Source organism: Rhabdochromatium marinum (assembly GCF_016583795.1).
GTDB lineage: Bacteria > Pseudomonadota > Gammaproteobacteria > Chromatiales > Chromatiaceae > Rhabdochromatium > Rhabdochromatium marinum.
This window is the reverse complement of sequence record NZ_NRRS01000078.1, coordinates 1-16,094: the sequence shown is the minus strand read 5'-3', so window position 1 is coordinate 16,094 and position 16,094 is coordinate 1. Positions and strand designations below refer to the sequence as shown.

At 61.1% G+C, this 16,094-nt stretch carries 12 protein-coding genes; all 12 read left to right on the top strand.

The genetic code is table 11. The features are described 5' to 3' along the window. The first annotated feature begins 46 nt into the window (after positions 1–46). Positions 47–2,287 (top strand): sensor histidine kinase, encoded by a 2,241-nt coding sequence (locus CKO36_RS16020; protein ID WP_200285607.1) that lies wholly within the window; start codon positions 47–49, stop codon positions 2,285–2,287. Next, complete coding sequence (locus CKO36_RS16015; protein ID WP_200285605.1) at positions 2,284–3,654, top strand: sigma-54-dependent transcriptional regulator; 1,371 nt, start codon at positions 2,284–2,286, stop codon at positions 3,652–3,654. The genes CKO36_RS16020 and CKO36_RS16015 overlap by 4 nt, the downstream gene beginning before the upstream one ends. Next, complete coding sequence (gene trkA, locus CKO36_RS16010; protein ID WP_200285603.1) at positions 3,651–5,024, top strand: Trk system potassium transporter TrkA; 1,374 nt, start codon at positions 3,651–3,653, stop codon at positions 5,022–5,024. The genes CKO36_RS16015 and trkA overlap by 4 nt, the downstream gene beginning before the upstream one ends. A gap of 109 nt (positions 5,025–5,133) precedes the next feature. Next, positions 5,134–6,435 carry an ergothioneine biosynthesis protein EgtB gene (gene egtB / locus CKO36_RS16005; RefSeq protein WP_200285601.1) on the top strand — a complete coding sequence of 434 codons (1,302 nt, stop codon included), beginning with the start codon at positions 5,134–5,136 and terminating at the stop codon, positions 6,433–6,435. Further along, positions 6,435–7,394: an L-histidine N(alpha)-methyltransferase gene (gene egtD / locus CKO36_RS16000; RefSeq protein WP_200285599.1), complete on the top strand. Its 960-nt coding sequence runs from the start codon at positions 6,435–6,437 to the stop codon at positions 7,392–7,394. The genes egtB and egtD overlap by 1 nt, the downstream gene beginning before the upstream one ends. Before the next feature lie 140 nt (positions 7,395–7,534). Beyond that, positions 7,535–8,500 carry an ABC transporter ATP-binding protein gene (locus CKO36_RS15995; protein WP_200285597.1) on the top strand — a complete coding sequence of 322 codons (966 nt, stop codon included), beginning with the start codon at positions 7,535–7,537 and terminating at the stop codon, positions 8,498–8,500. Then, positions 8,493–9,275 (top strand): ABC transporter permease, encoded by a 783-nt coding sequence (locus CKO36_RS15990; RefSeq protein WP_200285595.1) that lies wholly within the window; start codon positions 8,493–8,495, stop codon positions 9,273–9,275. Before CKO36_RS15995 ends, CKO36_RS15990 begins: the two co-directional genes overlap by 8 nt. A gap of 40 nt (positions 9,276–9,315) precedes the next feature. Further along, positions 9,316–11,709, top strand: coding sequence for a penicillin-binding protein 1B (mrcB, locus tag CKO36_RS15985; RefSeq protein ID WP_200285593.1), 2,394 nt, complete (start codon positions 9,316–9,318; stop codon positions 11,707–11,709). Positions 11,710–11,720: 11 nt separating this feature from the next. Beyond that, positions 11,721–12,503: a tetratricopeptide repeat protein gene (locus CKO36_RS15980; RefSeq protein ID WP_242469668.1), complete on the top strand. Its 783-nt coding sequence runs from the start codon at positions 11,721–11,723 to the stop codon at positions 12,501–12,503. 10 nt (positions 12,504–12,513) lie between these two features. Beyond that, complete coding sequence (locus tag CKO36_RS15975) at positions 12,514–14,511, top strand: DNA repair helicase YoaA (protein ID WP_338053506.1); 1,998 nt, start codon at positions 12,514–12,516, stop codon at positions 14,509–14,511. Between the two features lie 300 nt (positions 14,512–14,811). Next, entirely contained in the window at positions 14,812–15,723 is a 912-nt protein-coding gene (locus CKO36_RS15970; RefSeq protein ID WP_200285587.1) for a hypothetical protein, read from the top strand. 128 nt (positions 15,724–15,851) lie between these two features. Continuing rightward, positions 15,852–16,094: RRXRR domain-containing protein (locus CKO36_RS20340; RefSeq protein ID WP_338053505.1), on the top strand; the 243-nt coding region annotated here is incomplete at its 3' end.

Sequence of the window (16,094 nt, the reverse complement as noted above, 5' to 3'; positions counted from 1 at the left end):
TAACATCTGTCTCCAGCCAGCCGCCCCTGTCGCCCCGATCCCGCCCATGGCCCGCAAACGCCCCCGCCTGATCCATCCCGGCACCCTTGGTATCGGCGCCCTGCTGCTGGTGCTGCTGGTCGCGCTTGATCTGATGAGCAATGCGGTGCAAAACTCCGAGAGCCTGAGCCGGATTTTCGTGCCCCTGCTGTTTCTGGTGCTGATCGGCCTGGTCATCCTGGCCATTACCGTGGTGGTCAGCATCATCCGCCTCACCGCGCGCTACCGCCGCCAGGCCGCTGGCTCCCGGCTCACCGGACGCATGCTGGCACTCTTTGCGCTCATCTCGCTGCTGCCGGTCGGGGTGGTCTATTACTACTCGCTGGGTTTTCTGCTGCGCGGCATCGACAGTTGGTTTGATGTCGAAATCGACCAGGCGATGGAAAACGCCCTGACCCTCAATCAGGCCTCCCTCGATCTCAATCAGCGAGTGATGATGCGCTATGCGGCCCAGCTGCTGGCCAGCATTGAGGATCGTTCGACCACCGCACTGACGCTGTCGCTGGGGCAATTGCGCCGCCAAGCCGGCGCCCAGGAGCTGACTGTATTTGACAGCGGCGGTAACGTCATGGGTTCAGCCAATGACGATCCTATTCAGTTGGTTCCTGATCGACCTGAGCGTAAAATCATGCAAAGCGTGCGCAACGGCACGGATTATGTCGGGCTCGAAACCACGGCGGACAATCAGCTGCAAATCCGCGTGCTGGTCAATGACCCGCGCGCCCGCGCGCTGATTTTGCAGGCCATTTTCCCCACCTCGGCGCGTATCAGCGAGCTGGCCGCGCAGCTTGAGGATGCCTACAACCGCTACACCGAGCTGTCCTATCTGCGCCAGTCACTCAATTTCAGCTTTTCCCTGACGCTGTCCCTGGTGCTGCTGTTCGGCCTGCTGGCCTCCCTGCTGGCGGCCTTCCGCACCGCCCAACGACTGGTGGCGCCCATTGCCGACATTGCACGCGGCACTCGTGCCGTGGCCTCAGGTGATTATGAGCAGCAACTGCCGCTGCCCACCCACGACGATGAGCTGGCCTCTCTGGTATCATCCTTTAATGCCATGACCAAAAAGGTCGCGCAGGCGCGCGATGAAGCCGCCCGCAGCCAGCAGGAAGTTGAAGCACACCACGCCTATCTGGAAACCGTGCTTGGGCGCTTGTCTTCCGGGGTACTCGCCTTCGACGAGGCGCTGTGCCTGACCACCAGCAATCCGGCCGCGCGCGGTATTCTGCAGCTTGCCTCCGCGCTGGGGCCGACGCCCAGCCTGGATGAACTCGAAGCTCGGCATCCCTGGCTCGGCCACTGGGCTGACACCCTGCGGCGTCATTTTGCCACCACCGCTGACTGGCGCGCAGAGGTGACCCTGTTCAGCGACGCCGGTCGCCAGGTGCTCATGTGTCGTGGCAGCCGACTGCCGGTGTCCGGCACCGAGGCCACCGGCTATGTGCTGGTGTTCGATGACATCACTGAACTGATCAGCGCCCAGCGCAATGCCGCCTGGGGTGAGGTGGCGCGACGCCTGGCCCATGAGATTAAAAACCCGCTGACTCCGATTCAGCTCTCCGCTGAGCGCCTGCGGCATAAACTGCTCAAAAAGCTCGACGAGCCTGACGCACGTATCGTTGACAGAGCCACCACTACCATTGTGCAGCAGGTCGAGGCGATGAAGGTCATGGTCAATGATTTCAGCAACTATGCCCGCACCCCGGAGATACGCCACGAACCCTTCGCCATTGATGCACTGATGCGTGATGTACTGGAACTTTATCGAGGGACCAATGTGCGGATCATCACTGAACTCAAGGCCGCAGAGGCACAGATTCGGGGCGACTCGCAACGCTTACGCCAGGTGATGCACAATCTGCTCAAGAACGCCCTTGAGGCGCTCGATAACACCGCCGAGGCTGAGATCCGCGTGCGTTCCAGCCTGCGCAACGAACTGGAAACCCCCGCCGTGGTTATTGATATTGAAGACAATGGCACGGGCTTTGATGCCAAACTGCTGGACAATGTCTTCGAGCCCTATGTCACTAGCAAGGCGCGGGGCACGGGACTCGGACTGGCCATCGTCAAGAAAATCATTGAGGAACACGGCGGCATGATTTCAGCGCAGAATACCGCCTCGGGCGCGCGGATTCGCGCGCAACTGCCTCTGTGGCAGGACGCAGGCCAGGAAACTGACCAGAACGCCAGTCAGGCGACTGACCCAACCCCGGGCCCGGGCACCTCTTCACCAAGCACCAAAACACTATGAGCGCGAATCACATTCTTGTCGTCGATGACGAGCCCGATATCCTGCAAACCGTCAAGGAAATTCTCGAAGATGAAGGCTTCGTAGTCATGGGAGCCGAGCATGCCGAGGCGGCCCGACGCGCCCTGCGCGAACGCCGCCCCGATCTGATGCTGCTCGATATCTGGATGCCTGACCTCGATGGCATCAGCCTACTAAAAGAATGGGCCGAAACCGACGACGGTCTGCCCTGCCCGATCATCATGATGTCCGGCCATGGCACCGTCGAGACCGCTGTGGAAGCCACGCGCTATGGCGCCTATGATTTCCTCGAAAAGCCCCTGTCGATGGCCAAGCTGCTGCTCACTGTGGAGCGCGCTCTGGAAGCTGACAAGCTGGCGCGGGAAAATGTCGGCCTGCGCCGCCATGTCCCCCAGGTGCATGAGCCGGTGGGACGCTCGGCGGTGATGCAGCGGCTGCGCGAACAGGTCAAGCGCATCGCCCTGCATGATACCTGGGTGCTGATCACCGGCGAGCCGGGCACCGGGCGCGAAACTTTTGCGCGCTTTCTGCATGCCCAGAGCGCGCGCAAGGATCGCCCCTTTGTCGATCTGGGCTCTTCAGCCATCGCCCGTGGCAATGCCGCACGCGAACTTTTTGGCAGCGAGGAAAACCAGCACATCCACTATGGCAGCCTGGAACAGGCCGCCGGCGGCACCCTATTGCTCGATGAAGTGGCCGATATGGACCTGGAAGCCCAGGGGCAGTTGCTGGGCGCCCTGGATACCGGCTCCTTCCTGCGTGTGGCCGGCAGCGAGCCGGTGCCGGTCGATGCGCGCATCATTGCCGCCACCCAGCGTGATCTCAAAGACGAAGTTCGTGCCGGGCGCTTTCGCGAAGATCTGTTCTATCACCTCAATGTGGTGCCCCTGCATATTCCGCCGCTGCGCGAGCATCCCGAAGATATTCCCGAGCTACTCAACCATTATGTCGATTACTTCGCCACCCACGAGAAGCTCAGCTATCGTCGCTTCAGTGTCGGAGCCCAGAATTTCTTGCGCAACTACAGCTGGCCCGGCAATGTGCGCGAACTCAAAAATCTGGTGCAGCGCGTCCTCATCCTAGGCGCCGGAGATGAAATTCCGCTCAGCGAAGTGGAAAGCACCCTCGGCAACTCACCCGTGGCCAGCGGCCAGCCATTCGACGGTCTGATGTCCTTCGATCAACCGCTACGCCAGGCCCGCGAGACCTTCGAGAAGGCCTATCTCGACTATCAGCTGGAAAAGCACAACGGCAATGTCAGCAAAATGGCCAAGGAAGCCGGCATGGAGCGCACCCATCTGTACCGCAAGCTGCGTTCCCTTGGCATCGAGATTAAAGAACGGCGATGAAAATCATTATTCTCGGTGCCGGCCAGGTCGGCAGCTCAGTCGCGACCAACCTGGTCAGCGAGGCCAACGACATCACGGTGGTCGATCTCGACCCCATCCGCCTGCGCGAGCTGCAAGACCGCTTTGACCTGCGCACCCTTGAAGGCCATGGAGCCCATCCGGATGTGCTCACACGGGCCGGTGCCGAAGATGCCGACATGATTATTGCGGTGACCAACAGCGACGAGACCAACATGGTTGCCTGTCAGGTGGCCTATACGCTGTTTCACACCCCTACCAAAATTGCCCGGGTGCGTGCACCGAGCTTTCTGGAGCAGGATAAGCTGTTCGACGGCAGCGCCTTTCCGATTGATGTGCGCATCAGCCCCGAGCAACTCGTGACCGACTATGTCATGCGCCTGATCAAACACCCAGGTGCGCTGCAAGTCACTGATTTTGCAGAAGGACGAGTGCGTCTGGTAGCGGTGCGCGCCTATTACGGCGGCCCCTTGGTGGGTCATGAACTGAAAAACCTGCGCGATCACATGCCGCACATCGACGCGCGGGTGGCTGCCATTTATCGTCAGGACCGTGCCATTCACCCCACCGGTCACACAGTGATCGAAGCCGATGACGAAGTGTTTTTCATCGCCGCGCCCAAGCACATCCGCTCGGTGATGAGCGAGTTGCGCCGGCTGGAAAAACCCTACAAGCGGTTAATCTTCGCCGGCGGCGGCAATATCGGCACGCGACTGGCGCGCGCGCTGGAATCCGAGTACCGGATTAAAATTATCGAACGGGACCTGAGCCGCTGCCGCCACATTGCCGAAAACCTTGAACGCACCATTGTGCTACACGGTGATGCGGCGGATGAAGAGCTGCTGCTGGAGGAAAACGTCGCCGACACAGATGTGTTTTGTGCCGTCACCAACGATGACGAGGCCAATATTCTCTCCGCCATGCTGGCCAAGCGCCTGGGCGCGCGCAAGGCCATGGCGCTGATCAATCGTCCGGCCTATGTCGATCTGGTACAGAGCGGCCCCATTGATGTGGCCATCTCGCCCCAACAGGCCACCATCGGCAGCCTGCTGCGTCATGTGCGCCGCGGGGATGTCGTCATGGTGCACTCACTGCGCCGGGGTGTCGCCGAAGGCATCGAGGCCATTGCCCATGGCGATGCCAACTCCAGCAAGGTGGTCGGTCGCGCCATTGAAGACATTCGCCTGCCCAAGGGCACCAACATCGGTGCCATCGTGCGCGGCAATCAGGTACTGATCGCCCATCATGATCTGGTGATTGAGTCCGAGGATCATGTGATCCTGTTCATCGAGGACCGCCTGCGCGTGCCGGAAGTGGAAAAACTGTTTCAGGTGGCGGTGACCTTTTTCTAGCGTGTCCGTCTGTTCACCAATGTTCAAGTCCGGTCTCCAACCTGGCCTGCGAATCTGATCGCGAATCGGGTAAACTATCGCATTTTTCGCGCCAAACACGAGTTTTCCCATGCAGACAGCCGCACCCGCCGTTCCTCCAAGCCGCGAGTCTCTCGTGCAGCGTTATGCTCAGGTCCGCGCCTTCTCCGCACAGCTGTGCGAGCCGCTGGCCATTGAAGACTATGGCCTGCAAACCACGGCTGAGGCCAGCCCGCCAAAATGGCATCTGGCTCATGTGTCCTGGTTTTTCGAGAACTTTTTGCTGCGGCCCTTGCAGCCGGGATACCAGCCCTTTCACCCGCGCTTTGACTATCTGTTCAATTCCTATTATGAACAGACCGACAGCGGTTTCTGGCCGCGTGCCCAGCGCGGATTGCTGTCGCGCCCAACGGTGGCCGAGGTCTATGACTACCGCCAGCATGTTGATGTCGCCATGCAGATCCTCATCGCCCAGTGCGCTGACGCCGACTGGTCTCTGGCGCGCGAGCGTATCCTGATTGGCCTGAATCACGAGCAACAGCATCAAGAACTGCTGCTAACCGACATCAAGCACCATCTGGCGTTTAATCCGCTGCGCCCGGCCTATCGAGCGGATCTCGACCTCAGCGCACCGGAGACCACCGCGCCGCTGTCCTTTATCACCTTCGAGGGTGGCATGACCGAGATCGGCGCCACCGGCGAGGGATTTTCCTATGATAATGAGCACCCGCGCCACTCGACCTGGCTGGCGCCCTATCAGCTTGCCAACCGTTTGGTTACTAACGGCGAGTATCTGGCCTTCATTGAAGATGGCGCCTACGACAACCCCGCCATCTGGCTGTCGGACGCCTGGGCGATGATCCGCCAGCACCAGTGGCGCGCACCGCTGTATTGGCAACAGATCGATGGCACCTGGCATGAAATGACCCTGGCCGGCTTGATCCCGCTGCGCCCCAGCCTGCCGGTCTGCCATCTGAGCTATTTCGAGGCCGAGGCCTATGCGCGCTGGGCTGGCAAACGCCTGCCCAGCGAGGCGGAATGGGAATATGCTGCCGCCCAGCGGCCCATCACGGGCGAATTTGTCGAGTCCGGGCGCCTGCATCCGCGCGCCGCGCCGCTTGATCAGAGCGACGGCGAGCTGAGCCAGCTCTATGGCGACTGCTGGGAATGGACCGGCTCGGCTTACCTGCCCTACCCCGGCTACCGCCCGGCGGCGGGCGCCATCGGTGAGTACAACGGCAAGTTCATGTGCAACCAGATGGTCTTGCGTGGCGGCTCCTGCGCCAGTTCCCGCAACCATCTGCGCCCGAGTTACCGCAACTTTTTCTATCCGCATGAGCGCTGGCAGTTCAGCGGGTTGCGCCTGGCCGCCAGCCTCGCGGAGGATACCTAATGGAGATCAGCTTTTACGACTATCATCCCGAGCCAGCCGATATCCGCACCGAGGTGCTCGCCGGCCTGGCACAAGCGGAAAAAAACATTCCGCCCAAATTCTTCTACGACGAACAGGGATCACAACTGTTCGACGCCATCTGCGAGCTGCCCGAGTATTACCCAACCCGCACTGAAATCAGCATTCTGCGCCAGTACGGCGCCGAAATGACTGAACTGCTCGGCCATGATGTGGTACTAATTGAGCTGGGCAGTGGCAGCAGCCTGAAAATTCGCACCCTGCTCGAAGCCCTGCGCCCGCGTGTCTATGTGCCGGTCGATATCTCGCGTGAGCATCTGCTCAACTCTGCCGAGCGCCTCGCGGCCGCCTTTCCGACGCTGGAAGTCCGCGCCGCCTGTGCCGACTATTCGCGCCCCTTCGAGCTGCCGCTGACCGACAGCGACCAGCCGCGCGCGGCCTTTTTCCCCGGCTCATCGGTGGGCAACTTCGAGCCCCAGGAGGCTGAGGCTTTCCTGCATCGGGTTGGCACTATCCTCGGTCCTGGCGGGCATTTGCTGGTGGGTGTCGATCTGCGCAAGCCCGAAGACATCCTGCATGCGGCCTACAACGACGCCCAAGGCATCACCGCCGCCTTCAACCTGAATCTTCTCGAGCGTATCAACCGTGAACTTGAAGGCACCTTCGATCCCATCGCTTTTCATCACAGCGCCTTTTTCAACCCGCAGGACAGCCGCATTGAAATGCACCTGATCAGCAACGCACCGCAGCAGGTTCAGGTGGCCGGTGAAGCCTTCAGCTTCAGCGAAGGCGAGAGCATCCACACCGAATGTTCCTACAAGTACAGCATCCCGGACTTTCAGTCCCTGGCGCGCCGCGCCGGCTTCACCCCGGTGCAGGTCTGGACCGATGCCGAAAGTCTGTTTAGTGTTCACGGAATGCGCTGGACAGGGGAGACCTGAGCGCAACGCCCGGGTGCTAGAAGCCCGACACCCACCCTGGGATTCGGTTGCCGCCACCGCCAGGCTCGGGTACTGTGATGAACTGACTCAAACGACTCACTCCTTAAACGACTCATCCGCGATCTGCTTTGCCCCCTGTCATGTCCGCGCTCATTGCCCACCAACTGCGAAAAGTCTATCCATCCGGCCTGGAGGCCCTGAAGGGGGTCGATCTGAGTGTCGAAGCAGGAGATTTTTTTGCGTTACTAGGACCCAATGGGGCGGGCAAATCGACGCTGATCGGAATTCTGACCTCGCTGATAAATAAAACCGCTGGCCGGGTTGAAGTCTTCGGGCACGATCTGGATCGCGAACCGGAACAGGTGCGTGCACGCCTGGGTGTGGTGCCCCAGGAGTTTAACTTCAATCTGTTTCTGCCAGTGCTGGAAGTGGTGATCAATCAGGCCGGGTATTTTGGTATTCCCCGGCGCGAGGCGCGAGTGCGGGCGGAATACTATCTGCGCAAGCTCGACCTGTGGGAGCGGCGCGAGACGCAGATGCGCCAGCTCTCAGGCGGACTCAAGCGGCGGCTGATGATCGCCCGTGCGCTGGTGCACCAACCCCAGGTATTGATTCTTGATGAGCCCACAGCCGGGGTGGATATCGAAATTCGCCGCTCCATGTGGCACTACCTGCGCGAACTCAATGACAATGGCACCACCATTATTCTGACCACCCACTATCTGGAGGAGGCGGAGAGCCTGTGCCGGCATCTGGCCATTATCAATCACGGCGCCATTATCGCCACCGCCGAGATCGCCGATCTGCTCAAGGAGCTGCGCTCCGAGACCTTTGTGCTCAATCTGCGCGGGCGGCTGACAGAACTGCCGGCCCTGGGTGGTTTTGTGTTGGACGCGATTGATGAGAGCACGCTGGAGGTGGAAGTGAGCCGGGGGCACAGCATTAGCGGCCTGTTCGAGGCCCTGTCGCGCTATGGCATTGAGGTAATGAGCCTACGCAACAAGCAAAACCGGCTCGAAAAGCTGTTTCTGGATATGGTCGATCATCGCAGCGACACCGCAACATCCTCCACGCCTGGGCAACCGTCAGGAGTCAGCTATGAGTGACGGCCGCTGGAAGCGTTATTGGGTTGCCTATGAAACTCTGGTGGCTAAGGAAGCGCTGCGCTTTCTGCGCATCTGGATTCAGACGCTGCTGCCATCGGTGATCACCACCACGCTCTATTTTGTGATTTTCGGGCGTTTGATCGGCGAGCGCATCGGCCCGATGGATGGCTTTGCTTATCTGGATTTTATCGTGCCGGGCCTGGTGCTCATGGCGGTCATCACCAATGCATACGCCAATGTGGTGTCCTCGTTTTACAGCAGCAAATTCTCACACTATATCGAAGAACTGCTGGTATCCCCGACTCCCAACTGGGTCATTCTGGCAGGCTATGTCTCCGGCGGTGTGCTGCGCGGATTAAGTGTTGGCGTGGGCGTCACGCTAGTGGGCCTGCTGTTTACGGATCTGCATATTCACAGCTACGGCATCACCCTGCTGATTATTCTACTGACAGCCATTCTGTTTTCGCTCGGTGGTTTTATCAATGCCGTCTTTGCCAACAGCTTTGATGACATCTCCATTATCCCCACCTTTGTGCTCACGCCCCTGACGTACCTCGGTGGCGTCTTTTATTCCATTGATCTGCTGCCGGGCATCTGGTCGCAGGTGTCCCTGTTGAATCCCATTCTGTACATGGTCAATGCCTTTCGCTACGGACTGCTTGGTGTCAGCGACATTCCGCTGTGGATTGCCTTTACGCTGATCGGGTGCTGCATTCTGGTCTTGACCGCGTTCAGCCTGAACCTGCTGCGCCGTGGCGTCGGCATCAAGAGCTAAGCACGTATAAGCCAGTAACTATGGGACGATACCTGAACACATGACTATCCAGCACTACCGTTTTGCCCGTCCCCTGGCGACCCGTGCCTGCGCCCAGACGGGCGGCTTCTGGAGCTTTCTGCTCGGCATCACGGTCCTGCTGATGGTCGGCGCTGCGACTGTGCTGGGACTCTATGCGGTGCAGCTCGATCATGTGGTGCGCTCCAAATTCGAGGGCAAACGCTGGGCCTTGCCCGCCCGGGTCTATGCCCGGCCGCTGGAGTTGTATCAGGGCCGGGTGCTGACACCCGAGGCGCTGGTCGGCGAGCTGCAACGGCTGAAATACCTGGACACCACCCGCGTGGATCGCCCTGGCACTTACCAGCGTGACGGTGAGCGGGTGCGTTTCTATACCCACGGCTTTCGCTTCTGGGACGGTGCCGAGCGCGCGGCCTTGCTGGAAGCCACCTTTGCCGATGGCCAGGTCGCCACCCTGGCGACCCTGGATCAAGGGCCAGGTATTGCGCTGGCACGGCTCGATCCGGCCCTGATCGCCAGCATTTATCCCACCCACAATGAAGATCGCGTGCTGCTGACACGCGCCCAGTTGCCGGAGCTGCTGGTCAAGACGCTGCTGGCGGTGGAAGATCGCAATTTCTATCAGCATCTGGGCGTCGATCCCAAAGGCATTCTGCGCGCGGCCTATAAAAACTTTTCCGCCGGGCGTACCGTGGAGGGAGCCAGCACCCTGACACAACAGCTGGTGAAGAATTTTTATCTTAACCAAGAGCGCACGCTCAAGCGCAAAATCAACGAGGCGCTGATGGCGCTGCTGCTGGATCTGCGCTACAGCAAGGATGAAATCCTCACCGCTTACGCCAACGAAGTCTACATGGGCCAGGACGGCAGTCGGGGCATTCACGGCTTTGGGCTGGCCAGCCGCTTCTATTTTGATCGCTCGCTGTCGGAACTTGGCCCGGCGGAGACCGCACTGCTGGTGGCGGTCCTGAAAGGCCCGTCCGAATACAATCCGCGTCGCCATCCCGAGAAGGCCCTGGAGCGGCGCAATCTGGTGCTTGACATCATGGCGCATCACCAGATTATCAGCCTCGCCGAGGCCGAACAGGCCAAGGCCCAGCCGCTGGGCTTGCGCGATGGTGGTGCGCGTCCCAGCGGCGCCTATCCCGCTTTTGTGCAACTGGTGCGCCGGCAGCTCCAGCGCGACTATCGCGAAGAGGATCTGCGCTCCGAGGGGCTGAAAATCTTCACCACCCTGGATCCACTGATTCAGACCGCTGCCGAGCAGGCGATTCGCGAGCGCCTGCCCCAGCTGGAAAAACAACGCCGATTCCCCCCCGACACCCTGGAGTCTGCCGCCGTGGTGACCTCGGTTGCCCAAGGCGAAGTACTGGCCCTGGTAGGTGGGCGCAATGTGGCCTTCAAGGGCTTTAATCGCGCGCTCGATGCCGTGCGCTCGATCGGCTCAGCCATCAAGCCGGTCATCTATCTCACTGCCCTGGAGCGCCCCGAGCAATATTCCCTGGTGACATCGATCCCGGATCGTCCCGTCAATCTGCGCATTGGCAACGACCTCTGGCAGCCGAACAACTACGATCACCGCATCCATGGTCAGGTGCCCCTGTATCGAGCCTTGGCAAAATCCTATAATCTGGCGGCAGTCAACCTCGGGCTGGAACTGGGGGTTGATGAAGTGGCGCAAACCCTGCACCGTTTGGGGGTCACACGACCGATCACAGCCGTGCCGGCCATGTTGCTAGGCTCGGTTTCCCTGGCCCCGATTGAGGTTGCCCAAGTGTATCAGACCATTGCCGCCGGAGGTTTTCGCACGCCGCTGCGTGCGATTCGCGAAGTGCTTGATGCTTCCGGGCGACCGCTGACACGCTATCCGCTCGCCGTCGAGCCGGTGGCTCGCGGTGATGCGGCTTTCATGACCCAATGGGCTATGCGCCAGGTGGTCGAGCAAGGCACGGCGACCTGGCTCAAGCAGCGCCTGCCCGAAGGGCTGAGCGTGGCAGGCAAGACCGGCACCACCAACGATCTGCGCGACAGCTGGTTTGCCGGATTCAGCGGTGACAAGGTGACGGTGGTCTGGGTCGGTCGGGACAACAACCAGTCAACCCGCCTAACCGGCTCCAGTGGTGCCTTGCGTGTCTGGGGCGATCTCATGGCCAGTATCGATAATCAGTCTCTGAGCGATGTCCCGCCCGAAGGGGTGGTAATGACCGAAGGCTGTGGTGGCTTGACCATCCCGGTGAATGCCGAATTCCCGCAGACCGCCGCCTGTCCCAAGCCCAAACGTGAGGCTGTGGCACAAAGCGACCCCTCACCCGAGGAGGCTGAGCCGGCCGCCCCGCTCCAGCCGCCCAAACCCAAGCCGAAGCGCGAGGATCGCGATTCGCGCAATCTTTTTCTTAGCGATTTCTATGGTAACTGATGACTGAGCACATGCGATTCATCTCCCTGTCCGGCCTGCTGATCTTTGTGGCGACAGCGACAGGCCTCAGCGGCTGTGCCACCAGCGTTCGCCAGGAGCCACCCGCCCCTATTGTTGATGCCCGGCGCCCACCACCGGAACCGGCCAGACAGCCTGCGCCGTCCCCGCAGACCCAACCGCCACCCGAGCCGACCCGGGTCTATGCCTATCAACCCCCGGGCGAGGCGCCGACTGAGCCGACAACGGCAGCAGCAGCCGATGCCGCTGAGGGCGCCCCGACCACTGTCGCCAAGGCCGAAACAACAGCACCACAGCCAGGAGCGCCCGCTACACCAAACGCCAGCACTCCGAGTCCCGAACCAGCACCGCCAGCAGCAGCGGCCCGACCAAGCACCGAAAGCACTGTGCCGGCGTTGCCTGCTCCCGAGACTCAGGCGCCACAGGCCTCCTCATCCGCCTTGCAGCCGCCAGCCCTGACCCCGGCCGTCAGCACCCTGGTCAAACAGGCCGAGCGCCAGCGCCAGAGCCGTGACTATGCAGGAGCGGCGGCCACACTGGAGCGCGCCCTGCGTCTGCAATCGCGCGAGGGCTATTTGTGGAACCGGCTCGCGCATGTCCGTCTGGAGCAGGGGCTGGCCACCCAGGCCGCCAATCTGGCCGCCCGCGCTAACGACCTCTCCGGCGACAGCGATACGCTCAAGCAAGACAACTGGCGGGTGATTGCCGATGCCCGCCGCCGCGCTGGCGACTTGCAGGGCGCCCAGGACGCGCAGCGCCGCGCCTCGGGAGGCTAAGGGTTCCCAGGTGAGCCGCGCCACCGCGCCTGAGTCCGAGCGCCCGGGGGCCTCCTCAGTGGCCGCCGGGCTGGCCGCCATTTTTGGTGCGCGCGGACGCCTGGCCCAGCATCTCCAAGCCTTTGGGGCCCGCCCGCAACAGTTAGCCATGGCCAACCGGGTGGCCGAAGCAATCGCCACCACCGGCACCCTGATCTGCGAGGCGGGCACCGGCACCGGCAAGACGCTGGCCTATTTGATTCCAGCGCTGCTGTGCGGGCGCAAGGTGGTCATCTCCACCGGCACCCGCAATCTGCAGGATCAGCTGTTCCATCAGGATCTGCCCCTGGCTCTGCGTCTGCTCGGCACGCCAGTGCGCGTCGCGCTGCTCAAAGGTCGCGCCAATTATCTCTGTGTGCAACGCCTGGCGCTGACCGCAGCCGAACCGTCCATGCTGGAATCACACCTGCATGCCGAGCTGGCACGGGTGCGGGACTGGGCGCGGGTCACGCGCAGCGGTGATATTGCCGAAGCCGGTCTGTCGGAGCATTCGGCGCTGTGGCCGCGCGTCACCTCCACTGCCGATAACTGCCTGGGACAGGACTGTCCGCAACTGGGTAACTGTCATCTGGTCGCCGCACGCCGACAGGCACAGGAAGCCGAACTGGTGGTCATCAACCACCATTTGCTGTGCGCTGACATGGCGATTCGCCAGGAAGGCCTCGGTGAAGTGCTGCCAGGGGCGGACTGCTTTATCATTGATGAGGCCCATCAGTTGCCCGAGGTGGCAGGGATGTTTTTCGGTCGCTCGCTGAGCAGCTATCAGGTACTCGATTTTGCCCGCGATCTGACCGCCGATGTGGCGCGCGAAGCCGCCGGCCTGATCGATCTGACCGAACCTCTGATGCAGTTGCGCCCGGCGGTGCAGGCGCTGCGCCTGGCCTTGGGTACAGAGGATCGCCGGGCGGTCTGGCCGAAGCTGCCAGCCGATGCGCCGACTAATGCGCCAGCTCATACACAGGCCAAGCAGCCACTTGAACAGGCGCGCCAAACGCTCGCACATTGGCTGGCACAGCTCGAACAGGGACTGGAGCGCATCAGCGGGCATTCCAAGGTGCTCGACCATGATCGCGAGCGCTGCCGCGATCTCGGTGAACGGCTGGCGCTGTTTGGCGCCGGGGAGACTTGCGGACAGGTGCGCTGGTTCGATGCGCGCGGGCGTGGTTTTCGCCTGCACCAGACCCCGCTTGAGGTAGCCAGCAGTTTTCAGGCCCATCGCGCCGCTCTGCAAGCCGCCTGGGTCTTTACCTCGGCCACCCTGGCGGTGGGTGAGTCTTTCGCCCACTTTATCCGCCAGATGGGACTGGAGGATGCCCACACCGAGCGTTGGGAGAGCCCCTTCGATCATGCGCGCCAGGCCCTGTGGCTGGTACCGCCACAGATGCCGGAGCCGGCCGATGCGACTCATGATCAGCGGGTGGCTGAGCTGGTGTTGGAATTGGCACCGGTGACGCGCGGGCGTATGTTTGTCCTCTTTACCAGTCATCGGGCTTTGCAGCGCGTCGCTGAACAACTGGCCGGCGCCCTCGACTACCCGCAACTGGTTCAGGGCCAGGCACCGCGCGCCGAGTTGATCCGCCGCTTTCGCGCACACGGCCATGCGGTACTGCTTGGCAGCAGCAGCTTTTGGGAAGGGGTCGATGTACGCGGCGAAGCGCTGTCCTGCGTCATTGTCGATAAACTGCCCTTTGCCTCGCCAGGCGATCCCCTGGTGCAGGCACGCATTGATGCGCTGCGCGAAGCCGGCGGTCAGCCGTTTCGCGACTATCAGTTACCACGCGCGGTGATTGCACTCAAGCAAGGCGCCGGGCGCCTGATTCGAGATACAAGTGACCGGGGCCTGTTCGTACTCTGCGATCCTCGCGTGTTTACCAAGCACTATGGACAGTTTTTTATCAACAGCCTGCCGCCAATGACGCGCACCGAATCCATCGCCGATGTACAAGCATTTTTTGCTTCGGACTCATGACAACTGACCGACCAATGCCCCCAGTCGGCTGGATAAGTGCAGCCTGTCCGGCAGGCAAGCGCACTAAATTGCTTGGGTATTGGAGAGAGGAGCCGCTATAGTGGCAGCGACTGCGCAATTTCTGTTGCATCGGTCGCGGTTCGACCGTTTATGATGACAGCTGGCGTCTGAGCCTGGCGCCATAAACAGCTCAAATAGATATAATTATTTCAAACACTTAACAACATAGGTCAGACTTGCGAGGGAGCATCCCAGGGTCGGTGGTAACACCATATTTCTGGTTGGGAAACGGGGCGGAGTATGCTGGAGGAGGACTATTCGCTCAAGGAGGTTGATAGCGAGGAACTACGCGAATTACTCGCGGAAAGTGAAGCGCTTGAAGAACCTATTGCCGGAGCCAGCGCGATTTGCGAACGCATTGATGCGCTGCGCAGTCGCGGGCTGCGTCAGGCGCTGCCGGCCTTAATGATGGAGCTGGAGCGCACCGCCCGCGACACCCTGGACGCCGAAGAGCGCATCCTCGTGATGCACTGTGTTAAAAAGCCAGTGCTCAAGGCCATCGCCAGTCTGCCCAAGCCCCAGGGACCGCCTCCCACCACTGGTAATGCCAACACCCTTGAGCAGCGCCTGCTGCTGTTGATGATTTATAACCTGCGCAAGACCCTGCATGAAATCGACCGCACCCAGAGCAGCAACTACGCCGATGACGACACCGAGCGCATCTGGGTGTTACAACATCTGTTTCGCTTCTTTACCCGCCAGATCCGCTATGGCATCGACTGGAACCGTCCCCTGCCGCAGCATACTTGGCGCGATCTACACGACCTGTTCGTCTACCTGGTGGTGCGCGGCATGGTGCAATTAACATCCGATTTCAGCGTGTCAATTTTTGATGAAGACTTCGACGCCGAAATCGAATACAAACGTGCCCTGCTGCTGGGCCTGGCTGATCGGCTGACCAACCGCCGCGCCAAGACCGAAGATTTTTTCAAGGAGCTGAAACGCTGGGGCAGCGAAACCCGCCTGCAAGACCCCAACAGCCTGGTCGGCCAAAGCGGACTGATCAAACTTGATGTCACTCAGGATGAACCACCACTGCTGTTCGAGGGTGTACTGGCGCAGCCGTTTCGCGGCTGGGTGGTGCGACCGCCGGAAGTGTTTCGTGAGTTCATCGACTCGGTCAATCACGGCTCGTCAACTACCCCGCCCTGAAGGGCGGAGCTTGTGAAGACAAGCCTGGTTGACCAGGGAAAGCGGTGAAAAACCGCTGCGTTTGCAACAGGTCGCCAAGACCCACTCCGGAATGCTTCCTCAGTTCTGGACACTGGAAGATCAGGATCATGCGGGTGAAAGGCAAAGCGCCGAAGGTTCTGATCGCTGCCGTGAGGCGGGAGCCGGTTGCAGACCTTCCCGAGGGGAGCGAGCCGCGAGGCTCCGTCACCAGGCCCGTAAGGGCAGGAATTGAAATGGCTGTCTTTGTTCTCGACAAACAGAAAAACCCGCTGATGCCGTGCACGGAGAAGCGCGCTCGGCTGTTACTCCAGCGTGGGCGAGCGGTGGTGGTGCGGCTACACCCCTTCACC